The organism is Stenotrophomonas sp. AB1(2024) (assembly GCF_037482345.1).
Classification (GTDB): domain Bacteria; phylum Pseudomonadota; class Gammaproteobacteria; order Xanthomonadales; family Xanthomonadaceae; genus Stenotrophomonas.
This window is the reverse complement of the sequence record NZ_JBBHKO020000001.1, coordinates 1502157-1522330: the sequence shown is the minus strand read 5'-3', so window position 1 is coordinate 1522330 and position 20174 is coordinate 1502157. Positions and strand designations below refer to the sequence as shown.

Genomic DNA, 20174 nt, shown 5'->3' with positions numbered 1-20174 from the left:
TTAGCCGATCACGAACAGCGGCTGGTCGAATTCGACCGGCTGGCCGTTTTCACCCAGGATGGCCACGATGGTGCCGGAAGCATCGGCTTCGATCGGGTTGAACATCTTCATCGCTTCGATGATCGCCAGCGTTTCGCCGGCCTTGACCTGCTGGCCGATGCTGACGAAGGCCGGCTTGTCCGGTGCGGACGAGGTGTAGAAGGTGCCCACCATCGGCGAGCGCAGCACGTGGCCTTCCGGCAGGGTCTGCGCCGGCTTGGCGGTGCCACCGGTGGAAGCTTCGGTCGGCGACTGCATCGGCATCGCCTGCGCAGCGGCCTGGACCGGCGCCGGAGCCATCATCATCTGCGGCTGGGCCTGCATCATGCCGTAGCCCGACACCGGAGCGCGCGACAGGCGCACGGATTCTTCGCCTTCCTTGATTTCGATTTCGGCAAGGTTCGACTCTTCCAACAGGTCGATCAGCTTCTTGATTTTGCGGAGATCCATGGGGGCCTCTGGTGTTTGATGTCAGTGTGGTGGGAAGCGCATGGCGCTCGGGTCAATGGGGTTTCAGGCGGCGGCCAGCCGCACCAGCGCCGCATCCATCGCGTAGCGGTAGCTGTCGGCGCCAAAGCCGCAGATCACGCCGACCGCCTTGTCGCTGAAGTAGCTGTGCTGGCGGAACGGTTCGCGGGCGTGCGGGTTGGACAGGTGGATCTCGATGAACGGCACATCCACCGCCGCCAGCGCATCGCGCAGGGCCACCGAGGTGTGGGTGAACGCGGCCGGGTTGATCAGGATGAACGTGGTACCGTCGGAACGGGCAGCCTGCACCCGGTCCACCAGCACGTGCTCGGCGTTGGACTGCAGGCTTTCCACCGCATGCCCGGCGACCTGCGCCTGGGCCAGCAGGGCCTGGTCGATCTGCGCCAGCGTGGCATGCCCATACACGCCCGGCTCGCGCGTACCGAGCAGGTTGAGGTTGGGGCCATGCAGGACCAGCAGTTTCGCCATGGGTGCCAAGAAACAGGAAAGGGCGGAGTCTGGCGGAAGCTGTGGATCGTGTCCAGTTCGGCGAAGTTACGCGTGTTTCAAGCGATTGTTTGAAAAACGCAGGTCAACTGGGCCCAAGCCCTGTCGCAGATGGCTCCGGTCACTTCGTTGTTTCGAGCTTCCAGACGGCGCCATTCATACCTTGTCCATGGCCGAGTGGCCGGCAGGATGGGGCGAACTGCCCTATTCGGAAACGGTCCGGGACGTGGGCGATGCATTCCTCCGTGAGGCACGCCATCTCGCGCTGCGCGTGCCCAGTGCGGGTAGCCCGCGGGGAGTTCAACCTGCTCATCAATCCTGCGCACGCGCGCTTTGCGGAGATCGCCCTGGTCTCCAATGACGCGCTGGCGCTGGATCCCCGGCTGTTCGAATAGCAAAACCCCCAGGCACTGAGCCGGGCAGTCCGATCACCCTCCCCATGGGATCCCAGCGTTCCGTTCATGGCACTGGTCATCCCGTAGGGCGATATTACCTTTAGTAGGTAACGTCACTCGAGGGTCATCCCATGCACAGCTTGATCGTAGTCGCCCACCCCGAACCCGGTTCGCTCACCCATGCGGTGGCGAACCGGATCGGCGATGCCATCCTTGCCGCCAGCACCAGCAACACGGTTGATATCGCCGACCTGGCGGCGGAGGGCTTCGATCCCCGCTTCAACCAGGCCGACAACGCCCTGTTCCGCCAGGCGGCAGCGCCGCCGCCGGATGTGGCCGCCGAACACGCCCGCATTGATCGTGCTGACGCGCTGGTGCTGGTCTATCCGCTGTACTGGTGGTCATTCCCGGCGCTGCTGAAAGGCTGGATCGACCGCGTTTTCACCCAGGGCTGGGCCTATGCCGACAGCCCCGATGGCAAGGTGCTCAAGAAGCTGCAGCGCCTGCAGGTGCACCTGGTGGGATTGGGCGGCGCGGATGCGGCCATGATCGAGCGGCGCGGCTATGGCAGCGCGATGAAAACGCAGATCGACATGGGCATTTTCGATTACTGTGGCGCGCGCGTGCAGTCGTCCACGCTGCTGCTGGAATCGGACAGCGGTTCCGCAGAGGCGCACCTGCGCACCGCCGCGGAGATCGGCCGTACCATTGGAGCGTCTGCTGCCGCCTGACCTCACCACTCCGATGCCCGCACGCCCCGAATCGCCCCGCCGTCGCTTGCCGCGCGAACAACGCGCGCGCCAGTTGCTGGATGTCGCGTGGGCGCTGGTGGGCGAAGAGGGAACCGATGCCCTGTCTCTGGGGCGCCTGGCAGAAGCAGCCGGGGTCACCAAGCCGGTGGCATACGACCACTTTGTCACACGCAAGGGCCTGCTGGCCGCGCTCTACCAGGACTATGACCAGCGCCAGACGGCGGTGTTCGAAGCGCGCATCGGCAAGGCCAAGGCGCAGTTGAAGGATCGCGCCCATGCCATTGCCGGTGGCTATATCGACTGCGTGCTGTCGCAGGGCAGCGAAATCCAGGGGATTCTCGCTGCCCTAGCGGGTTCACCAGAGTTGATGGAGGTAAAGCGGCGGTATCAGCAGGACTTCATCGAGAAGTGCGCGGAATGGCTGGGTGGCTTTGCCACCGGTGCCGAAATGCCTGACGCCGGCTACTGGGCGATTCTGGGTGCGGCGGAGTCGCTCTCGGAAGCGGTCGCCGCCGGGCTGGTGGAACACGCGGTGGCGGAGGCTGAGTTGGTGAGGCTGATCGTGTCGACCATCAAGCGGAGCCGATAGCGGCGACCGAGGCCGCCGCGCAGGTGCTGCGGGTGCGCACCACCTGCGGAACCGGCCAACGCCGGCTGGCTCAGCCTGCGTTGGGCGGCGCTGGCGTGTTGAGCAGCTGCTGTTCCCACAGGTAGGCGATGCCGCTGCCGGCGGCGTGCTGCTTGAACACCTCGGTCACTTCGGCCACGTGCTCCAGCCGTGCCCAGTCGCGCTGCCATTCGCCGGCCAGCGCCATCCAGGTCATCACGTTGGCGCCGGCGGCGATCATGCGCTGGATGGCGACCTGATGCGCCTCCACCGACACCGCGCCGCACGCGTCGGTAATGACGGTGACATCCCAGCCTTCGCCCAGCGCCTGGATGACCGGCATGGCCACGCAGATCTCGGTCCACAGCCCGGCAATGATCAGCTGCCTGCGGCCGGTGGCCTTGACCGCGTCCACCACCGCCTTGTCCTGCCAGGTATTGATCAGGGTGCGGTCGATGACCTCCTGGCCCGGGAATACATCGGTGATGTGCGGGAAGATCAGGCCGCCGCGTTCGGCGATGACGCTGGTGAGGATGGTGGGAACGCCGTAGGCCTTGGCGGTCTTGGCCAAAGCGGTGGCGCTGTTCACCACCGCATGCGGGTCGTGGCTGTTGAGGTTGGCCAGCTGGTAGGGCTGGTGGTCGATGAGCACGAGTACGGAATCTTCGGGGCGGAGCAGCGAGTCAAGACCGTTGCGGAATGTCATGGATTCATCCTGTAGTGAGGGGGAGTGAAGCGAGAACAAACCTTGTCATTGCCGCTGGCGGGGCGGTAGCGGCGCCTGGTGCCAAGCTGTGTCGCAGAAACAGGAACGCTGAATTGGAGGTGGCTGTGTCAGGCTATGGGGAGAATCGGGGAGGGCAGGGTGGATATCGAAGATCTGCGCACGTTCGTGGAAGTGGCTGATGCCGGAGGCGTCTCGCCCGCAGCGCGCCGGTTGGGCGTGGCCAAGTCCATCGTCAGCCGGCGGCTTGCCCGGCTGGAAGCGGAACTGGGCGTGCAGCTGCTGGCGCGCACCACGCGCGGGGCGTCACTCACCGAAGCGGGAGCCACGTTCCGTGAGCACGCCGCGCGGGCGTGCGCGGAAATGGATGCCGCCCGGGAAGCGATCCTGCCCAATGGCGATCTGCGTGGCCGGCTTCGCATTGCCGCGCCGCTGACGTTTGGTCCCACGCATTTCGCGGCGGTGTTCGCGGAAATGGCACGGCGCCATCCGCAGCTTCATGTCCATGCGGCCTACAGCGACCGCTTCGTGGATCTGGTGGCCGAAGGCTTCGACTGCGCGGTACGCGTGGGTTACCTGCAGGACTCCAACCTGGTGGCCCGTTGCGTGGGTCCGCTTCATGGAAGGCTTGTTGCAAGCCCGGCTTATGTCGCCGCCAATGGAGCCCCCGAGACCCCCGACGACCTGGCCGCGCATGAAGCGCTGATGCAGGGAACCGAACCGTGGCAGTTTCTCGATGGCGAACGGGTTGTCACGGTGCACCCGCGTGGGCGCTTCAAGGCCGACAACGGTACCGCGCTGCTGGCGGCGGCGATATCGGGTCTGGGTATCGCCTGGCTGCCCGATGGGATTACCCAGCCACATCTGGACTCGGGCGCCCTGGTCCACGTGATGCAGCGCTTTCCGCCGCCGCCGGCCGGCATCCATGTCATCCGGCCGCCGGGCCAGCACCCGTCACTGAAGGTGCGGGCGCTGACTGAGCTGCTTATCGCCTGTTTTGATCACGTGCCGGCGGCATCGCCTGTCATTCGGTAGAAGCGACAACACCACTGCGGCCAGGCACCGCAAAACAGCGGCTGCCAAGGCGCAGTGCGACATGCACCAACAGCACCAGCACCGGCACTTCCACCAGCGGCCCGATCACCGCCGCAAATGCCACCGGCGAGGCCAGCCCGAACGCAGCGATGGCCACCGCGATGGCCAACTCGAAGTTGTTGCCGGCGGCGGTGAAGGCGATCGCCGTGGTACGCGGGTAGTCCTTGGCGATCAGCCTGCCCATGAAGAAGCTGATGACGAACTGGATGATGAAGTAGAGCGTGAGCGGGATGGCGATGCGTACCGCATCCAGCGGAAGGCGCAGTATGTCCCCGCCCTTCAGGCTGAACATCGCCACGATGGTGAGCAGCAGGGCGACCAAGGTGATCGGGCTGATCGCCGGCAGGAACCGTTCTTCATACCAGCGCGTGCCTTTGGCAGCTTTCAACCAGCGGCCGGTGAGGTAGCCGGCCAGGAACGGAATGCCCAGGTAGATCAGCACCGCTTCGGCAATGGTCCACACGCTGACGTCGATGACGCTGCCCTGCAGGCCAAATACCGGCGGCAGCCAGGACAGGAAGAACCAGGCGTATACGCTGAACAATGCGATCTGGAAGATCGAGTTGAAGGCCACCAACCCTGCCACGTACTGGCTGTCGCCACGCGCCAGCTGGTTCCACACCAGCACCATGGCAATGCAGCGCGCCAACCCGATCAGGATCAGGCCGGTCATGTATTCGGGGTAATCCCGCAGGAACAGCACGGCCAGGCCGAACATCAGGAACGGGCCAACGAGCCAGTTCTGCACCAGCGAGAGTGCCAGCACGCGTTTGTCGGCGAACACCTCTGGCAGCGCCTCGTACTTCACCTTGGCCAGTGGCGGGTACATCATCAGGATCAGGCCGATGGCGATTGGAACGTTGGTCGTGCCAATCGACAGACGGTTGAGCGCGGCCGGGATGCCATCGAACAGTGCACCCAGGCCTACGCCCAGTGCCATTGCCGCGAATATCCACAGCGTCAGATAGCGATCCAGGAAGGACAGGCGGGAGGCGTCTACGTTCATCAGGGTCCTCAGCAGCAGCCAAGCCGATCAGAAGGCTGGTCGTCCGCGCAGCAGTTCTCGGTGAGGTACCCCACCAGGGCGTTCATTGCCTGGAAGTTCGCCCGATAGCAGATGGCCCGGCCCCGTTGTTCGGCGGTGATCAGCTTGGCGGCTGACAATGCCTTCAGGTGGAACGACAGCGTTGCGCCCGGCAGGTTGAGTGCCTGGGCGATATCGCCAGCCAGTTTGCCGCCAGTCCCCGCCTGGACCAGCAGGCGGTAGATGGACAGCCGGGTGGCGTGGCTCAGCGCTCCGAGCGCGCGGGTTGCATGCTTATGTTCCATAATTCTAGAATAATGGAAATAATTCCACAGGACAAGCCGTGACAGACCTTCCAAACATAGTTCCGGATGCCTTGGGTGTCCCCTCGGTCGCCACGTTGCAACCGGGGACTGTCCTGACGCATCGCCCGCGCATCCTGATCCTCTATGGTTCGCTGCGGCCGCAATCGTTCAGCCGCAAGTTGGCGCTGGAGGCGCAGCGGCTGCTGGAACACCTTGGCGCCGAGACCCGGCTGTTCAATCCGCACGAGTTGCCGATGCTCGACTCGGTGCCGGCCACGCACCCCAAAGTGCAGGAGCTGCGGCAGGCCTCGCTGTGGTCGGAGGGGCATGTCTGGGTCAGCCCGGAACGGCATGGCACGCTGACGGCGGTGTTCAAGAACCAGATCGACTGGCTGCCGCTGGAGGAAGGCAGCGTGCGGCCAACCCAGGGGCGCACGCTGGCGGTGATGCAGGTCTGCGGCGGCTCGCAGTCCTTCAATGTGGTCAACGCGCTGCGCGTGCTGGGCCGCTGGATGCGCATGGTGACGATTCCAAACCAGTCTTCAGTGGCCAAGGCGTGGCAGGAGTTCGATGAAGACGGGCGGATGAAAGCGTCGGCGTATTACGACCGCGTTGTGGATGTGATGGAAGAACTGGTCAAGTTCACCCTGCTGGTGCGCGGCCGCAGTGACTACCTGGTGGATCGTTACAGTGAACGCAAGGGCACGCTGGAGGCTGCGGCGCTGGCCGCCGCTGCCGGTGTCGTTGAAACCGTTTTGAATGAGGAAAATGCATGAACGCTGTCATCTATCACAACCCCGAATGCGGCACCTCGCGCAATACGCTGGCGTTGATCCGGCATGCCGGGATCGAGCCGGAGGTGATCGAGTACCTGCTCAATCCACCCAGCCGTGCGCGCCTGGTTGAACTGATCGCCGCTGCGGGTTTGAGCGTGCGTGGCGCCATCCGCGAGAAGGAAAAGCGGTATCTCGAGCTGGGCCTGGAGGATGATTCGCTCAGCGATGATGCGTTGCTCGACGCCATGCTGGCCAATTCGATCCTGATCCAGCGGCCGTTGGTACAGACCGACCTCGGCACCCGCATGTGCCGGCCCTCCGAGGTCGTGCTGGAAATCCTTCCTGCGATCGCAACGCCGTTCACCAAGGAAGATGGCGAAGTCGTCAGCGCAGCAGGTGGCCTTCATTCGCGTTGATCGCGCGGGTGAAGCGTGAAAACGCAGTAGAAGTACTGTTTTTAGCACCCGCGGCCGTTGCTACGCTCCAACACCCGTGGCCAGAGATTCCGCCGTGAGCACTGCCATCCTGCGCAACAACCGCCTTGCCCTGACGTTGGCTGTCCTGGCCGTAGCCGTGACCTTGTCCGCTTGCCGACGTGAACCCGAAGCGGCCTCCCCCAGCGCTGCGGAAGAACCTGCATCCGCACCGGCAGCGGCCACGCCAACCCCCGCGCCGGCCGCGGACGCCCGTGTTCCAGAGCCGGGCAGTGTGCCCGTCACCGCCGACAACTTCGTGCGTGCCGAATCGGATCGGTACTTCGCCTCCCTCGTGAAGGAGGGAGGCTTGGGCCGGATTTTCCACCACCGCGAACCGGCATCGATCGATAACCAGACCGTGGTGCGTTTGAACCGGGACACCCTGTATTCCAGCGCGGTGCTCGACCTTGACGCCGGTCCGGTCACCATCACCCTTCCCGATGCCGGCGACCGCTTCATGTCCATGCAGGTCATCGACGAGGATCAGTACACCACGCAGGTGAACTACAGGCCGGGCGCCTACACGCTGAGCCGTGGCAAGGACGGCACCCGCTATGTAGTCGTTGGCATACGCACGCTGGTGGATCCGGCCAACCCGGAGGATGTGGGCAAGGTGCACGCGCTGCAGGATGCCATCAAGATCCAGCAGGCCGCGCCGGGCAGTTTCGAAATTCCCAGGTGGGATACGGTGAGCCAGGACAAGGTGCGCGATGCACTGGTGACCCTGGGGTCAACGTTGCCGGATGCGCGCCATATGTTCGGTACCCGCGAAACGGTCGACCCGGTACGCCGCGTGATTGGCGCAGCGACAGCCTGGGGTGGCAACCCGGACAGCGAAGCGATCTATTTGAACGTGACGCCCGCCAGCAACGACGGCAAGACCGTGTATCGCCTTCATGTGGCGGATGTCCCGGTGGATGGATTCTGGTCGGTGAGTCTTTACAACGCCAAGGGCTACTACGACAAAAACCCGCAGAACGCCTATTCCCTCAATAACCTGACCGCAAAGAAGAACGCAGACGGCTCGGTGGACATCCAGTTCGGTGGCTGCGATGACCAGGTGCCCAACTGCCTGCCCACCACACCGGGCTGGAACTACATGGTGCGGTTGTACCGGCCACGGGCCGAGATACTGGACGGACGCTGGACCTTCCCGGAAGCCGTGCCGGTGCAGTAACGCGGCGGGTCAGCAAGGCGGCACGGCATCGTGCTTGGCAAAGGGTGGGTAGCAGGCGGATTGGCGGGAAGTGGCGACGGCGCGCCGGTTGCCTGCCGAGCATGTCATGGCGGGCGGGAAGGGTATGCTGCGCCCCACCTGCCGCGGGGCCGTACGACCACTTCGGCACGCAGGCGCTGGTCAAGGCGATGGAGCTGCGCGGGTACACCGTGGACCCGGCCGCGCAGTTCGATACCGAAGTCATCACCTTCCAGTGGTTCGACCACGTGCTGCACGGCGGGCCGCTGCCGCCGCTGCTGGCCGGCCGGGTCAACTACGAGCTGATGGGGGCCAACCGCTGGGAGCATGCCGATTCGCTGGACGCCGCTGCGGGCGGGTACCGCGACTTCCAACTGTCCAGTGAGCGCGATGGCGACCACCATGTCAGCGATGAATCGGTGGCCGACGCCGGGGAGCCGTTGCGGATCGAGTGGCACCCTGACAGCGTGCTGCGCATTCCGTTGCGGGCGGCGCGTCCCTAGGCGGTGGTGCCGGTGACCACGACAAAGCACGCACCTGGTGCGTCGTCGTCAGGTACGAGTGCGATGGACCACCCATGGGAGAGGCAGATTTCCATGCAGATCGCCAGCCCCAGGCCAGCGCCGTCGCTGTCTTTGGGGTTGCCCCGCCAGAAACGCTTGAACAGCAGCGAACGATCGGCCTCGCCAACCCCAGGGCCGGCATCGCGTACGTGGAAGCGATCCGGCGCCACCACGATGTTCACCACGCTGCCCTGCGGGGCGTGATGAAGTGCGTTCTCCAACAGGTTTTTGACCAGTACGAACAGCGCGCCTGCATCGGCCTCCACCGGCGGGAATGACGCGTCTTCGGTGGTGACCAGGACATCCACCCCGCGTTGAGCGGCCAGCCGTGACAGGTAGTCGACGGCGTCGTCGATCACGCTGGCGACCTGCACCGGCGCGTAGCTGTAGTTGTGCCCTTCGCTGACCTCGGCCAAGTGCAGAAGCTGATGCACCTGCCGCGCCATCTGCGTGGTGTCGCGCAACAGCAGCGCGGTGTTGGGGGCGCCGCTGAGCTCGATCTCCGCCTGCAGCAGTGCCAGGGGCGTCTTCAACTCGTGTGCGGCGGAGGCAAGAAACTCCTGCTGCACCCGGAACCCTTGTTCCAGTCGCTCCAGCGCGGCGTTGAATGCATCGATCAGCGGCACGACTTCCGATGGCAGGCCATCGCTGCGCAGGCGTGCGCCCAGGTTGCGCGGTCCCACCCGCGCTGCCACGCGTGACGCCTGCCGCAGCGGCCGGACCATGCGGTTGACGGTGATGTAGATGACGCCGGTAAAGGTGATCAGCGCCAGCACCGCCATGACCGAGCCGGCACGCAGGTACAGCTTGGATCCATGATCTTTGAGGGTGGCCACAAAGCGGTCGCTGCGCGCAATGCGCGCGTGGTAGGTACGGCCGGCATGCTCGAATGTGGCGTCTGCCACCCGCAGCAGAACATCGCCATCAGGTGCTGCGACCGTCATTCCGGTCGAGCCCGGCGGCAACGCCAGCAGCGTCTCCAGGGCCGGGCCCTCTTGGCTGGTGGCAACGTCATGTCCGGATTCGTCGGTCAGACGGTATGCGGCGTCGTTGCGCATGGCGGCGTAGACATTGCCCACCTCGGGCGACAGCTCAAGGGTCACGGTGCCGTCCGCACCGACGCGCATGCCTTCCTGGAGCTCGACCACCTCCTCGGCGAGTTCCTCGCGCACCATGTCGTCCATGGAGCTGGTGCGAAGCATCAGCATCACTGCCGCGGCAGCGACCGCTGCGGCGAGCAGCGCCAGCAGCGTGGCCAGCATCAGGCGTGCGCTGAGGCTACGCGGCAGCATCGGCAGGCCGCAGGGCAAAGCCCAGGTTGCGCACGTTCACCACCGACAGCGCTGAATCGATTGCGCCCAGCTTGCGCCGCAAGCGATGCAGGGCGACATCCAGCGCGTTCGGGGTGACTGCTTCGCTCACGCCCCATGCCGCCGATTCCAGTGCGGCCCGGCGGACCACCTGGCCGGCGGCGCGCACCAGTGAAATGATGATCTGCAGTTCGGCCGGCGCCAGGCTGACCTGTTCGTCGCCACAGCGCATGCAGCTTTTTTCGGCGATGACCTGCAGGTCGTGGTGCACCAGCTGCAGGTCGCGCAGTTCGGCGGGGCGGCGCATCAACGCGCGCACCCGCGCCGCCAGCTCCTCGATGGCGAAGGGTTTGGGCAGGTAGTCATCTGCACCGGCATCAAGCCCATCCACGCGGTCGTGCAGGGCATCGCGCGCGGTCAGCATCAGGCAGGGCATGCGGTTGCCGGCCGCGCGCATGCGCCGTACCAGGTCCAGGCCATCGCCGTCGGGCAGGCCGCGGTCGATCACGGCCAGCGCATAGGCATGCTGGCCGATGGCGTGCCAGGCCGCTTCCATGCTTGGAAAGGTATCGACGGCGATGCCTGCCGCACCCAGCCCGCGCTCGACCAGGCCCGACAGGCGCACGTGGTCTTCGACCAGGGCGATCCGGTTGGGCAGGGCAGTGGGCGTGGGCTGGGACATGCGGGGCCGTAAGGAAAGGAAGAACGATCAGAAGCTGCGGGTGATGCCGATGCGCAGGCCGGCAGAGCCGTCGGTGTCCGGCTCGCTGAGCGGGCTGTCGGTGATTTCATTGGGCAGGAACTTATAGTCCACCCCGCCCATCAGGCGCCACTTCTCTCCCAGCGGGCGGGTGAAGGCGATGCTCACCTGCGGCACCACGGCCGAGCCGGGTTGATAGCGGGGCACGCCCCGCGCGACTTCTTCATCCAGCGTGCCGTGGTAATAGTTGACCAGGTCATCGGACATCCAGCGTACCCCGACGCCAGGAACGACGGTAGTACGGCCCCACGTCAGTGCATAGGCGTAGTCGGCCGCGATCTCATAGCCGCCGCTGGCATCGGTGACATCGGCCAACGCGCTCAGCTTGAATTCGCCGGCGCGGCTGCTCCAGCTGGCGGTGATGCCGGCATCCAGGCCGTCGTCGCGGTCGTCCAGCCGCGCAGGGTCCACCCCGTTGGCCAGCAACTCGCGGCGGCCCAGGTCCTTGATGTCGAAACCGTCGAAACGGCCGCTCAGTACCGCGTCCAGGCTGAAGGTGTCGCCCTGGACCAGGTGCACGCCACCGGTCAGGCCTCGCCAGAAGAGGCGTTCGCCCTCATAGGTCAGCAGTGGCACCGGCCGCACGCGGGTGCCTTCGCCGGCGTAGGGGCTCTGGCGCACGGAGGCGGCCACGCCGATCGACCAGCGATCGTCATTGGCCTTGGCAAGCAGGTCGCCACTGCTGGTGGTGCTTTGCGCCAGTGCAAGGGTGGGAAGCAGGAGCGGAACAGAAACCAGGTACTTGAACATGAGGCGGTACTTCCGAGGGAGGGCGGAGCGAGTCTTGCGGCCCCGGACTTACACGCGACTTACCGCCGACGCCGGCGTTGCCCGCCGGTCAGTAAGAACCGGGTAACCCGGCCGGTTCCAGAATCGCCGCCGCCTCCTTTCCACCACGAGCCCCGCATGGCCGACCTCCGCCCGCGCTCTTCCCGCCACCGCCACTGGGCCGCCTCGCTGCCGCCGATTCCGTCGCGCATGAGCGGCCGCAGCACCCGCCGTTTCAAACTGCTGGTGACCGCGTTGGCGATCACCTTGACGGTGCTGGCAACCCTGGTGCTGGTCCGACCGGGCAATCCCGCAACCACCGCACAGCGTGGCACCGCCGAAGCACCCGCCGCCATGACGGTCACCCGTGTGCGCGTGGCCCGGCAGTCCTGGCAGCGTGGGGTTACCGCTTCCGGTGCGATTGCGCCCTGGCAGGAGTCGGTGGTGGGGGCGCCGCTGGCCGGGCTGCGCCTGGCCAGCGTGGATGCCAACATTGGCGATGTGGTGCACAAGGGCCAGGTGCTGGCGCGTTTTGATGACGCGCTGTTGCGGGCCGACGCCAACCGCCTGCAGGCGGCCCTTGCGCAGGCCGAGATCGCGTCCGCACAGGCCAGTCGCGATGCGCGGCGCGCGGAGCAGCTGCGTACCAGTGGTGCGTTGAGCGAGCAGTCGATCCTGCAGGCGCTGGCCGACGCCGCCTCCGCTGCAGCCGCGGCACGAGCGGCGCGGGCAGCGCTCCACGCCAAGCAGGTGGAGATCGACTACACCGTGCTGCGTGCTGCCGATGACGGGGTGATCAGTGAACGCACGGCCACTCTTGGCGCCGTGCCCGAACGTGGCGACGCCCTGTTCAAGTTGATCCGCCAACAGCGACTGGAGTGGCGTGGCGAGCTGGGCGCCGCGCAGCTGGTCCAGGTGGCCATCGGCCAGCAGGTTGAGCTGCAGCTGCCCGATGGCAGCGCCGCGCACGCGCGGGTACGCCAGCTCGCTCCTGGCTTGGGAGCAGATACCCGGCAAGGGCTGGTCTACGCGGACCTCGACGCCGGCAGCGCGGCGCGGGCCGGGATGTACGTCGACGGCAGCATCGGCCAGATGCATACACACGCACTGGTGGTGCCAGCGGCGTCGGTGGTGGTCCGCGACGGCCGCAGCCGGGTGTTCACCCTCAATGCCCAGGGCGCACAGGGCCATGTGAGCGCGCGCGAGGTGGCGGTGGGCCGGCGGCAAAACCGCCAGGTTGAGATCACCTCGGGTCTGGAGCAGGGGGAATGGATCGTCGAGGAGGGGGCCGGCTTCCTTGCCGATGGCGACCGGGTTCAGATCGTGCCGGGCACGGCGCAGGGCCATGGCACCCCGGCGGGCGCGCCATGAACTTCGCGACCTGGTCGATCCGCAACCCCACGCCGGTGATGCTGCTGTTCGTGTTGCTGGCGGTGGCCGGCGCGGTGGGGTTCGTGCGCCTGCCGATCCAGAACCTGCCTGATATTGAACTGCCAACGGTCAATGTGGCCCTTGCCCAGCCCGGGGTAGCGCCCGCACAGCTGGAAACGTCAGTGGCGCGCCCGGTGGAGGATGCACTGGCCAGTGTGGCTGGCCTGCGCCACCTGCGCAGTCAGGTCGGTAATGGCGCCGTGCACATCTCGGCCGAGTTCGAGATCGGCACGCCGTTGTCCGAAGCCCTGGATGAGGTCAAGGCGGCGCTGGACCGTACCCGCGCCATGTTGCCCGGCGACGTGCTCCCGCCGGCGGTCAGCGCGGACGTGGTGGGCAGCAGTCCCATCCTTACCTATGCCGTGGAATCGGCCACGCTGGACGAGGCGCAGCTGTCCTGGTTTGTCGACGACGTACTGGGCAAGGCATTGCGCGAAGTATCCGGGGTGGGCCAGGTGGAGCGCCTGGGCGGTGTGCAGCGCGAGGTGAAGGTGGAGCTCGATCCGGTGCGGTTGGTCGCACTCGACGTTACCGCCACGGAGGTTTCGCGCGCACTGGCGGCGGTGCAGATGGAATCTTCTGCAGGCGGCGTGCGTCTCGGGGGCGGCGAACAGGCCCTGCGCACGTTGGCCACGGTGGCAACGGCCGATGCGCTGGGGGCTGCAGCACTGCCGCTGGGCGATGGTCGCTGGGTGCGCCTGGACCAGGTAGCCACTGTGGTCGATGGTCATCGTGACCGTGATCAGGCCGCGCTGCTCGATGGCACGCAGGTGGTGGGCATCCATGTCTACCGCACGCGCGGCAGTGACGAGGCGGCCACCGCAGTGGCGGTGGGCCGCGCACTGGAAACAGTGCAGCAGCGGTACCCCAGCCTGGTGGTGACAGCGGTCGCCAGCCGCGTGGATTACACGCTCGAACAATATCGGGGATCGATGCAGATGCTTCTGGAAGGCGCGCTATTGGCGGTTCTGGTGGTGTGGTGGTTCCTGCGCGATTGGCGTGCCACGGCCGTGGCGGCAATGGCCTTGCCACTGTCGATCCTGCCTACGTTCGCGTTGATGCCGTGGCTGGGCTTCTCGCTCAATACGTTGACGCTGCTCGCCTTGGCGGTGGTCGCCGGCATCCTGGTGGACGATGCCATTGTGGAAATCGAGAACATCGAAACCCATCGTCGGCGCGGCAAGTCGGTTTCCCAGGCGACGGCCGACGCCGTCAGCGAAATCGCATTGGCGGTGATGGCCACCACACTCACGCTGGTGGTGGTGTTCCTGCCCACCGCGATGATGCCGGGCATTGCCGGGTTGCTGTTCGCGCAGTTTGGCTGGACCACGGTCGTCGCCGTACTGGCCTCCCTGCTGGTGGCACGGCTGCTGACGCCGCTGCTGGCCGTGCATTGGCTGCGCCCGTTGCCCGCGCAGCCGCACCTGCAGGGACGGCTGATGCGGCGCTATCTGGCCATCGTGCAGTGGGCGCTCGCCCACCGACGCATGACGTTGACTGCGGCAGTGGCGTTTCTGGCAGGCTCGTTCGTGTTGCTTCCTCTGCTTCCCACCGGTTTCATGCCGGCGGCCGACCAGGGCTATGTGGAAGTCGGGGTTGAATTGCCACCCGGGGTGGCGCTGGCCGATTCGGTACAGGCGGCCGAGCGCGTGCGCAAGGCGCTCGAGGACGTGCCCGGCGTAGCAAAGATATTCGCCCGGGTGGGTGAGCCGGGCGACGGGGACGGTGCGTCCGGCCCGGAAGTTCGTCGTGCGTTGCTGACGCTCACCCTGGCCCCGCGCGAACGGCGTGCGTCGCAGCAGGTGATCGAGGCGCTGGTGCGGGAACGGCTGGCGGCACTGCCCGGAGCGCGCTTCAGCGTGGGTGGCGGCAACCTGGGTACAGCCATGACCCTGATCCTGGCCAGCGATGATGGGCGCCTGCTGCGCAGCACCGCGCAGACGCTTGAACAGCAGATGCGCGGTATTCCCGGCTTGGCCAACGTCAGCTCCACCGCGAGCCTTGAGCAACCAGAACTGACCGTGCGCCCCGATCCGCGCCGCGCCGCGGAGCTGGGCGTGACCACCGCCGCCATCGCCGAAACGGCGCGCATTGCACTGGGCGGTGACATTGACGCCAATCTGCCACGGCTCAACCTCGATACCCGCCAGGTACTGATCCGCGTCCTGGTCGCGCCGGCCCTGCGCACGGACCTTGAGGCGATCGGACGTCTGCGCGTACCGGGACGTGATGGCGCGGTGCCGCTGCACAGTATCGCCACGTTGGCCATGGAAAGCGGTCCAAGCCAGATCGATCGCTTCGACCGACAGCGCGTCGTTACCCTGAGCGCCGGCCTGGCTGGCATTCCCTTGGGCGATGCCGAAGCAGCGGTTGCGGCGCTGCCGATCAGCCAGGCCATGCCAGCCGGGGTCCGTCCGATCGAAGCCGGGGATTCGGAGCTGGCCGGCGAGCTGGCCGGTGGTTTCCTGGTGGCCATCGGTGCAGGCCTGCTGTGCATGTTCTGTGTGCTGGTGCTGCTGTTCAAGGACGCGTTCCAGCCGTTGACGATTCTTTCCGCCGTGCCGCTCTCGCTGGGCGGCGCGTTGCTGGCGCTGCTGGTGACCGGCAGTGCGTTGGACGTGCCGGCGATGATCGGCCTGGTCATGCTGATGGGGATCGTGACCAAAAATTCCATCCTGCTGGTGGACCATGCGGTGCAGGCCACGCGCCAGCACGGCATGCGTCGTGGTGCTGCGTTGTTGGACGCATGCAGCCATCGTGCCCGACCCATCCTCATGACGTCGCTGGCGATGGTGGCCGGCATGCTGCCGATCGCTGCCGGGCTGGGCGCCGATGCCAGCTTCCGCCAACCGTTGGCGATCACGGTCATCGGGGGCCTGGCCACTTCCACCGTACTCAGCTTGGTGGTGGTGCCGGTGCTGTTTACCTGCATCGACGACCTGCGCATCCGGTTGCGTGGTGGATGGCGCAACATGCAGTGTGCGCGCTGACGATCCGCTGCCGCTGCTGCGGGCGCACCGCACGACCAACGGTCGCGCGCTATCGGCGCGGTGAGATTTACCGCCGGTCGGATACATGCGCATGCCCGCGCACGTGCCAGCGCCACGGAAACTCCACGGCGCGGGTGATGCCGATGCGGGGTCCCGCCACCGGATCGTCCGGTGGGGGCATGCCGTCTGACACGATGCGGATGCCTTGATCGTTCGTGACCAGGTCCGCACCGTCGAGCGCCTTGGTGATGCCCATTGCCTGCGACAGGCGCCCAGGGCCGCTGGCCAGCTCGCGGTCGCGGCGGATTGCCGGTCGCGCTTGGCGGATCAGCGCCAGGCCCTGCACCGGTTCCAACGCCCGCAGGAGCACGCCCCAGCCCTGGCCGACCTCGCCGCAGACCACGTTGCTGCCCCAGTGCATGCCGTAGGTGAAGTACACGTAGAGGTGGCCGCACTCGCCGAACATGCTGGCAGTGCGCGCGGTCATGCCACGGAACGAATGCGCGGCCGGGTCCTGGTCGCCGGCATAGGCTTCCACTTCAACGATCCGGCCAGCCCGGCCATCGTCGCGGACCAGCAGCTTGTTGAGCAGCTGCGGCGCGACCTCGGTGGGGTGGCGACGGTAGAAGCTGCGCGGCAACGTACGCCAGCGCGAAGGAGGTAGGAGCATCAGCGCAGTGCCAGCGGTTGTGCGGACAGGATCCGCGCCAGCTTGTTGGGGTTGCGCTGCACCAGGATCTGGGTGATGTGCTCGCCATCGGTATCGAACGACATCGCCGAATCGAGGTGGTCGCCGAAGAAGCGCAGCAGTCCCATTCGACCATTGATGAGCGCTGGCACCATGCGCAGCTCGGCGCGCCGCCGCAGGGTGGGCGCGAACAGCAGCTGGGCAATACGTGCGCCACCGAGCATGGGCCTGGGGAAGCTGCTCACGATGCCACCGCCGTCGCCGATCAGCTGGGCCGAGTTGTCCATCAGCGCCATCATCGCCTTCAGGTCGCCCTTGTCCAGCGCGTTGGTGAACGCCTGCAGCAGTTGCTGGTGGGTGCGGTGCGGTACCGCGTGCAGGGGACGTTCCTCGCGCAGGCGCGTGCGTGCGCGGTGCACGATCTGCCGGCAGGCCGCTTCGCTCTTGTCGAGGATGCGGGCGATCTCGGGATAGTCGCGGTCGAACACATCGTGCAGCAGGAACGCGGCACGCGCCTCGGGTGCCAACCGTTCCAGTACCGCAAGGAAGGCGACGGAGAGATCGCTGGCGGCCTCATGCAGGCGTTCAGGCGTGCTGGCGTCGTCGGTCAGCACCGGCTCCGGCAGCCAGATGCCCACATAGTGCTCGCGGCTGCGGCGGGCCATGCGCAGCTCGTCGATCGCGATGCGGGTGGTGGTGGCTACCAGCCACGCTTCGGCATTCTCGATGGCGTCGCGGTCGGTGCCATTCCAGCGCAGCCACACGTCCTGCGCAACGTCTTCCGCCTCGGCCATCGAGCCCAGCATGCGGTACGCCACGCCAAGTACGCGGGGGCGCAGTTGGGTGAAACGGTCGAGGGAGGTATCCATGGCGGCAATTCAACATGAGCGCGGGCCGCGTGGACAGTGCCGTAAGCGGGGCTACGTAAAGAAGCTGTCGCATTGGGAATGTCCTGCAGCCCACCTGGGCGTGGGCGGATTCGAGGCTGCAGGCTAGGAGGCGGCCCGCCGTGGCGGTAGCCGGCAGCGCGGACGCACGGTGTTGAGCGCCACGCACCAATCCCGTGGGCGGGGGCTGTCACAGCGCATCGCGTTGGGCCGTCTGCCTTGCATGAGCACCTCATCCACTCCTGATGCTGCAGGCCTGCCGCGTCCCGCCGACCAGGTATGGACCACGTTCCTGTCTGCGCTGGAGGCCCTGCCCGCCGACGCCCGCCTGCTGCTGTTGCTGCATGACGTGGCCGGTGCGTCGATCGAGGAACTCATGCCGTTGCTGGGGTTGCCTGCTGCTGAATGCAGGCAACGGCTGGAAGCGGCCCATGCCTGCCTGCGCGCGCATGCGCGCCATCTTGGAGCGCCGCCCGCATGTCCCTGACTGATCCGGCCACCGCAGACGACGGTGTCGACCCGCTCACCACCGGCTTCTCGGCCAGCTACGCCGGGGTGATGGCGTTCATTGCCGTGGCCCACGAAGGCAGCTTCTCGCGCGCGGCCGACCGGCTCGGCATCGGCCGCTCGGCGGTCAGCCGCAGCGTGCAGAAGCTGGAAGGACAACTGGGCGTGCGGTTGTTCCTGCGCACCACGCGCTCGACCTCGCTCACCCGCGAAGGCGAGCTGTTTCATGACGGTTGTCGTCCGGGTGTGGACCGCATCCTGCAGGCGCTGGAGGAGATGCGCGACCTGCGCGACGGGCCACCACGCGGACATCTGCGGGTGAGCGCCACGCATGGCTTCGGGCGCAAGGTGATCGCGCCGCTGCTGTCGGCGTTCCGCGTCCACTTTCCCGAGGTCACGCTCGAGCTGCAACTGGAAGAGCGCCCGCTGGACCTGGCCGCCGACCGTATCGATGTGGCTTTCCGCGATGGCGTGCTGGAAGACAGCGAGGTCATCGCCAAGCACCTGATTCCCATGCAGCTGCTGGTCTGCACATCACCGGACTACATGGCGCGGCACGGCCTGCCGGCCACGGTGGGTGAACTGGCCGGGCATGCCTGCATCAGCCAGCGCCAGGCCAATGGACGGCTGCAGCCGTGGGAGTTCCGCGTGGAAGGGCGACCGTTGAGCGTGGAGCCGGCCTCGGCGCTGGTCTTCAACGATGCCGACCTGGCACTGCAGGCGGTACTGCAGGGGCAGGGCCTGGCCCAGCTGCCGAACTACCAGGTGCGCGCCGCGCTCGATGCCGGGCTGGCGGTGAGCTGCCTGGACCAGTACGCCGCCGACGACCGCGGGCACTATCTGTGTTACCTCAGCCGCCGCCAGCTGCCCAAGCGCATCCGCGCGTTCATCGATTTCATCACCAGTGAAGTGCGCGCGCTCGACCTGGATGTGGTCACCCATTGGGAAAGCGTGCAGCAGGCCAGCGCGTCGGCACGCGACATCGATGCCGGCGCATGGCGTTGATCCCGATTGATGCCTGACGGGCAACAGTGCGCGTCCGCGTGCGGACCTACTGCCGCCGAGGCGCCCTGCCTAGCATCGTCACATGCCCCGGCCATCGGGGTTCCCCCTTCCACCTTTGGAGCCTGAACATGAAGATCCTGGTCATCGGCGGCACCGGCCGCATTGGCAGCAAGGTCGTCGACCGCCTGCGCGCGGCCGGCCATGACATCGTCATCGCCGCGCCATCCACCGGCATCGACATCATCAGTGGCGAGGGCCTGGACGCGGCCATGGTCGGGACCGACGTGGTCATCGACCTGGCCAACTCGCCCTCGTTCGAAGACGCGGCCGTGCTGGCCTTCTTCCAGGCCGCCGGGCGCAACATCCTGGCCGCCGAAGCCAAGGCGGGCGTGGGCCATCACGTCGCCCTCTCCGTAGTAGGTACCGACAAACTGGCGGCCAGCGGCTACTTCCGCGGCAAGATCGCGCAGGAAAAGCTGATCCGCGAAGCGGGCACCGCCTACACCATCGTCCATTCCACCCAGTTCTTCGAATTCCTGCCGGGCATCATCCAGTCCGCCGGCGAATCGCTGCGCCTGCCCACCGCACTGGTGCAGCCGATCTCGGCCGACGATGTGGCCGACGCCGTGGTGCGCGTGGCGCTGCAGCCTGCCGTCAACGGCGTGGTGGAAATCGCCGGCCCCGAGCGCGCACCGATGGATCAACTGGCCCAACGCTTCCTGGACCGCACCCAGGACCCGCGCCGGGTAGTGGGCGACGCGCAGGCGCCGTACTTCGGTGCGCAGCTGCAGGACGACACGCTGGTGCCGGTCGGCCAGGCGTGGCTGGGCCGGCAGGGCTTCGACAGCTGGCTGCAGCAGTCCGGGCTTGTGCACGCCAACTGATGTTCCTTCCGCCCCGCT

The 20174-nt window shown here is 66.6% G+C and carries 23 protein-coding genes; 13 read left to right on the top strand and 10 right to left on the bottom strand.

Annotation, left to right across the window (positions count from 1 at the left end):
* Together accB and aroQ are read right to left on the bottom strand one after the other, a co-directional pair.
* Nucleotides 1-489, bottom strand: a complete 489-nt coding sequence (gene accB, locus WIX41_RS07215) for an acetyl-CoA carboxylase biotin carboxyl carrier protein (protein WP_339446420.1) — start codon at nucleotides 487-489, stop codon at nucleotides 1-3.
* A gap of 63 nt (nucleotides 490-552) precedes the next feature.
* Nucleotides 553-996, bottom strand: a complete 444-nt coding sequence (aroQ, locus tag WIX41_RS07210) for a type II 3-dehydroquinate dehydratase (protein ID WP_339446419.1) — start codon at nucleotides 994-996, stop codon at nucleotides 553-555.
* 251 nt (nucleotides 997-1247) lie between these two features.
* Between aroQ and WIX41_RS07205 the strand changes: the two genes are divergently transcribed.
* From WIX41_RS07205 to WIX41_RS07195, 3 genes are all read left to right on the top strand, one after another.
* Nucleotides 1248-1409, top strand: a complete 162-nt coding sequence (locus tag WIX41_RS07205) for a hypothetical protein (protein WP_339446418.1) — start codon at nucleotides 1248-1250, stop codon at nucleotides 1407-1409.
* A gap of 131 nt (nucleotides 1410-1540) precedes the next feature.
* Nucleotides 1541-2140: an NAD(P)H-dependent oxidoreductase gene (locus WIX41_RS07200; protein WP_339446417.1), complete on the top strand. Its 600-nt coding sequence runs from the start codon at nucleotides 1541-1543 to the stop codon at nucleotides 2138-2140.
* Nucleotides 2141-2153: 13 nt separating this feature from the next.
* On the top strand, nucleotides 2154-2750 hold the full coding sequence (locus WIX41_RS07195) for a TetR/AcrR family transcriptional regulator (protein WP_339446416.1): 597 nt from the start codon (nucleotides 2154-2156) through the stop codon (nucleotides 2748-2750).
* Nucleotides 2751-2820: 70 nt separating this feature from the next.
* Here the strand turns inward: WIX41_RS07195 and WIX41_RS07190 are convergent, their stop codons facing one another.
* A complete protein-coding gene (locus tag WIX41_RS07190; RefSeq protein WP_339446415.1) occupies nucleotides 2821-3474 on the bottom strand; it encodes a hydrolase in 654 nt (217 codons plus the stop codon).
* A 159-nt stretch (nucleotides 3475-3633) separates the two neighbouring features.
* On the opposite strand from WIX41_RS07190, the gene WIX41_RS07185 reads away from it, so the two are divergent.
* Nucleotides 3634-4527, top strand: coding sequence for a LysR family transcriptional regulator (locus WIX41_RS07185; protein WP_339446414.1), 894 nt, complete (start codon nucleotides 3634-3636; stop codon nucleotides 4525-4527).
* Here WIX41_RS07185 and arsB read toward each other — a convergent pair.
* Both arsB and WIX41_RS07175 read right to left on the bottom strand, forming a co-directional pair.
* Nucleotides 4517-5593 carry an ACR3 family arsenite efflux transporter gene (gene arsB, locus WIX41_RS07180; protein WP_339446413.1) on the bottom strand — a complete coding sequence of 359 codons (1077 nt, stop codon included), beginning with the start codon at nucleotides 5591-5593 and terminating at the stop codon, nucleotides 4517-4519. The genes WIX41_RS07185 and arsB overlap by 11 nt on opposite strands.
* A gap of 8 nt (nucleotides 5594-5601) precedes the next feature.
* Nucleotides 5602-5916, bottom strand: coding sequence for an ArsR/SmtB family transcription factor (locus WIX41_RS07175; protein ID WP_409187466.1), 315 nt, complete (start codon nucleotides 5914-5916; stop codon nucleotides 5602-5604).
* 71 nt (nucleotides 5917-5987) lie between these two features.
* Between WIX41_RS07175 and arsH the strand changes: the two genes are divergently transcribed.
* The 4 genes from arsH (at nucleotide 5988) to WIX41_RS07155 (ending at nucleotide 8866) form a co-directional block, all read left to right on the top strand.
* Nucleotides 5988-6692 (top strand): arsenical resistance protein ArsH, encoded by a 705-nt coding sequence (gene arsH, locus WIX41_RS07170; RefSeq protein ID WP_339446411.1) that lies wholly within the window; start codon nucleotides 5988-5990, stop codon nucleotides 6690-6692.
* Entirely contained in the window at nucleotides 6689-7108 is a 420-nt protein-coding gene (gene arsC, locus WIX41_RS07165) for an arsenate reductase (glutaredoxin) (RefSeq protein ID WP_339446410.1), read from the top strand. Before arsH ends, arsC begins: the two co-directional genes overlap by 4 nt.
* Before the next feature lie 94 nt (nucleotides 7109-7202).
* Nucleotides 7203-8345, top strand: coding sequence for a DUF1254 domain-containing protein (locus tag WIX41_RS07160; protein WP_409187341.1), 1143 nt, complete (start codon nucleotides 7203-7205; stop codon nucleotides 8343-8345).
* A 188-nt stretch (nucleotides 8346-8533) separates the two neighbouring features.
* Complete coding sequence (locus tag WIX41_RS07155; protein ID WP_339446409.1) at nucleotides 8534-8866, top strand: hypothetical protein; 333 nt, start codon at nucleotides 8534-8536, stop codon at nucleotides 8864-8866.
* Here the strand turns inward: WIX41_RS07155 and WIX41_RS07150 are convergent.
* From WIX41_RS07150 to WIX41_RS07140, 3 genes are read right to left on the bottom strand one after another with little or no spacing between them, the layout of a single operon-like run.
* Nucleotides 8863-10218: a HAMP domain-containing sensor histidine kinase gene (locus tag WIX41_RS07150; protein WP_339446408.1), complete on the bottom strand. Its 1356-nt coding sequence runs from the start codon at nucleotides 10216-10218 to the stop codon at nucleotides 8863-8865. The two genes, WIX41_RS07155 and WIX41_RS07150, sit on opposite strands and share 4 nt — an antisense overlap.
* The gene (locus WIX41_RS07145) at nucleotides 10205-10918 is read right to left on the bottom strand and encodes a response regulator transcription factor (protein ID WP_339446407.1); all 714 of its coding nucleotides are present in this window, start codon (nucleotides 10916-10918) and stop codon (nucleotides 10205-10207) included. Before WIX41_RS07145 ends, WIX41_RS07150 begins: the two co-directional genes overlap by 14 nt.
* Before the next feature lie 27 nt (nucleotides 10919-10945).
* Nucleotides 10946-11746 carry a MipA/OmpV family protein gene (locus WIX41_RS07140; RefSeq protein WP_339446406.1) on the bottom strand — a complete coding sequence of 267 codons (801 nt, stop codon included), beginning with the start codon at nucleotides 11744-11746 and terminating at the stop codon, nucleotides 10946-10948.
* A gap of 156 nt (nucleotides 11747-11902) precedes the next feature.
* On the opposite strand from WIX41_RS07140, the gene WIX41_RS07135 reads away from it, so the two are divergent.
* Together WIX41_RS07135 and WIX41_RS07130 are read left to right on the top strand one after the other, a co-directional pair.
* Complete coding sequence (locus WIX41_RS07135; RefSeq protein WP_339446405.1) at nucleotides 11903-13135, top strand: efflux RND transporter periplasmic adaptor subunit; 1233 nt, start codon at nucleotides 11903-11905, stop codon at nucleotides 13133-13135.
* Complete coding sequence (locus WIX41_RS07130) at nucleotides 13132-16185, top strand: efflux RND transporter permease subunit (protein WP_339446404.1); 3054 nt, start codon at nucleotides 13132-13134, stop codon at nucleotides 16183-16185. Before WIX41_RS07135 ends, WIX41_RS07130 begins: the two co-directional genes overlap by 4 nt.
* Before the next feature lie 67 nt (nucleotides 16186-16252).
* Here WIX41_RS07130 and WIX41_RS07125 read toward each other — a convergent pair whose 3' ends face one another.
* Nucleotides 16253-16855, bottom strand: a complete 603-nt coding sequence (locus tag WIX41_RS07125; RefSeq protein WP_339446403.1) for a DNA-3-methyladenine glycosylase — start codon at nucleotides 16853-16855, stop codon at nucleotides 16253-16255.
* Nucleotides 16855-17742 carry an RNA polymerase sigma-70 factor gene (locus WIX41_RS07120; protein WP_339446402.1) on the bottom strand — a complete coding sequence of 296 codons (888 nt, stop codon included), beginning with the start codon at nucleotides 17740-17742 and terminating at the stop codon, nucleotides 16855-16857. The genes WIX41_RS07125 and WIX41_RS07120 overlap by 1 nt, the downstream gene beginning before the upstream one ends.
* A gap of 241 nt (nucleotides 17743-17983) precedes the next feature.
* Between WIX41_RS07120 and WIX41_RS07115 the strand changes: the two genes are divergently transcribed.
* From WIX41_RS07115 to WIX41_RS07105, 3 genes are all read left to right on the top strand, one after another.
* On the top strand, nucleotides 17984-18247 hold the full coding sequence (locus WIX41_RS07115) for an RNA polymerase sigma factor (RefSeq protein WP_339446401.1): 264 nt from the start codon (nucleotides 17984-17986) through the stop codon (nucleotides 18245-18247).
* Complete coding sequence (locus WIX41_RS07110; RefSeq protein ID WP_339446400.1) at nucleotides 18238-19272, top strand: LysR family transcriptional regulator; 1035 nt, start codon at nucleotides 18238-18240, stop codon at nucleotides 19270-19272. Before WIX41_RS07115 ends, WIX41_RS07110 begins: the two co-directional genes overlap by 10 nt.
* A 128-nt stretch (nucleotides 19273-19400) precedes the next feature.
* Entirely contained in the window at nucleotides 19401-20156 is a 756-nt protein-coding gene (locus WIX41_RS07105) for an SDR family oxidoreductase (protein ID WP_339446399.1), read from the top strand.
* Nucleotides 20157-20174 lie beyond the last annotated feature (18 nt).

What these genes read in the sequence shown, in the direction of transcription:
- accB (WP_339446420.1), bottom strand. Translation starts at nt 489, where the DNA reads ATGGATCTCCGCAAAATCAAGAAGCTGATCGACCTGTTGGAAGAGTCG.
- aroQ (WP_339446419.1), bottom strand. Translation starts at nt 996, where the DNA reads ATGGCGAAACTGCTGGTCCTGCATGGCCCCAACCTCAACCTGCTCGGT.
- WIX41_RS07205 (WP_339446418.1), top strand. Translation starts at nt 1,248, where the DNA reads ATGCATTCCTCCGTGAGGCACGCCATCTCGCGCTGCGCGTGCCCAGTG.
- WIX41_RS07200 (WP_339446417.1), top strand. Translation starts at nt 1,541, where the DNA reads ATGCACAGCTTGATCGTAGTCGCCCACCCCGAACCCGGTTCGCTCACC.
- WIX41_RS07195 (WP_339446416.1), top strand. Translation starts at nt 2,154, where the DNA reads ATGCCCGCACGCCCCGAATCGCCCCGCCGTCGCTTGCCGCGCGAACAA.
- WIX41_RS07190 (WP_339446415.1), bottom strand. Translation starts at nt 3,474, where the DNA reads ATGACATTCCGCAACGGTCTTGACTCGCTGCTCCGCCCCGAAGATTCC.
- arsB (WP_339446413.1), bottom strand. Translation starts at nt 5,593, where the DNA reads ATGAACGTAGACGCCTCCCGCCTGTCCTTCCTGGATCGCTATCTGACG.
- WIX41_RS07175 (WP_409187466.1), bottom strand. Translation starts at nt 5,916, where the DNA reads ATGGAACATAAGCATGCAACCCGCGCGCTCGGAGCGCTGAGCCACGCC.
- arsC (WP_339446410.1), top strand. Translation starts at nt 6,689, where the DNA reads ATGAACGCTGTCATCTATCACAACCCCGAATGCGGCACCTCGCGCAAT.
- WIX41_RS07155 (WP_339446409.1), top strand. Translation starts at nt 8,534, where the DNA reads ATGGAGCTGCGCGGGTACACCGTGGACCCGGCCGCGCAGTTCGATACC.
- WIX41_RS07150 (WP_339446408.1), bottom strand. Translation starts at nt 10,218, where the DNA reads ATGCTGCCGCGTAGCCTCAGCGCACGCCTGATGCTGGCCACGCTGCTG.
- WIX41_RS07145 (WP_339446407.1), bottom strand. Translation starts at nt 10,918, where the DNA reads ATGTCCCAGCCCACGCCCACTGCCCTGCCCAACCGGATCGCCCTGGTC.
- WIX41_RS07140 (WP_339446406.1), bottom strand. Translation starts at nt 11,746, where the DNA reads ATGTTCAAGTACCTGGTTTCTGTTCCGCTCCTGCTTCCCACCCTTGCA.
- WIX41_RS07135 (WP_339446405.1), top strand. Translation starts at nt 11,903, where the DNA reads ATGGCCGACCTCCGCCCGCGCTCTTCCCGCCACCGCCACTGGGCCGCC.
- WIX41_RS07130 (WP_339446404.1), top strand. Translation starts at nt 13,132, where the DNA reads ATGAACTTCGCGACCTGGTCGATCCGCAACCCCACGCCGGTGATGCTG.
- WIX41_RS07125 (WP_339446403.1), bottom strand. Translation starts at nt 16,855, where the DNA reads ATGCTCCTACCTCCTTCGCGCTGGCGTACGTTGCCGCGCAGCTTCTAC.
- WIX41_RS07120 (WP_339446402.1), bottom strand. Translation starts at nt 17,742, where the DNA reads ATGGATACCTCCCTCGACCGTTTCACCCAACTGCGCCCCCGCGTACTT.
- WIX41_RS07115 (WP_339446401.1), top strand. Translation starts at nt 17,984, where the DNA reads ATGAGCACCTCATCCACTCCTGATGCTGCAGGCCTGCCGCGTCCCGCC.
- WIX41_RS07110 (WP_339446400.1), top strand. Translation starts at nt 18,238, where the DNA reads ATGTCCCTGACTGATCCGGCCACCGCAGACGACGGTGTCGACCCGCTC.
- WIX41_RS07105 (WP_339446399.1), top strand. Translation starts at nt 19,401, where the DNA reads ATGAAGATCCTGGTCATCGGCGGCACCGGCCGCATTGGCAGCAAGGTC.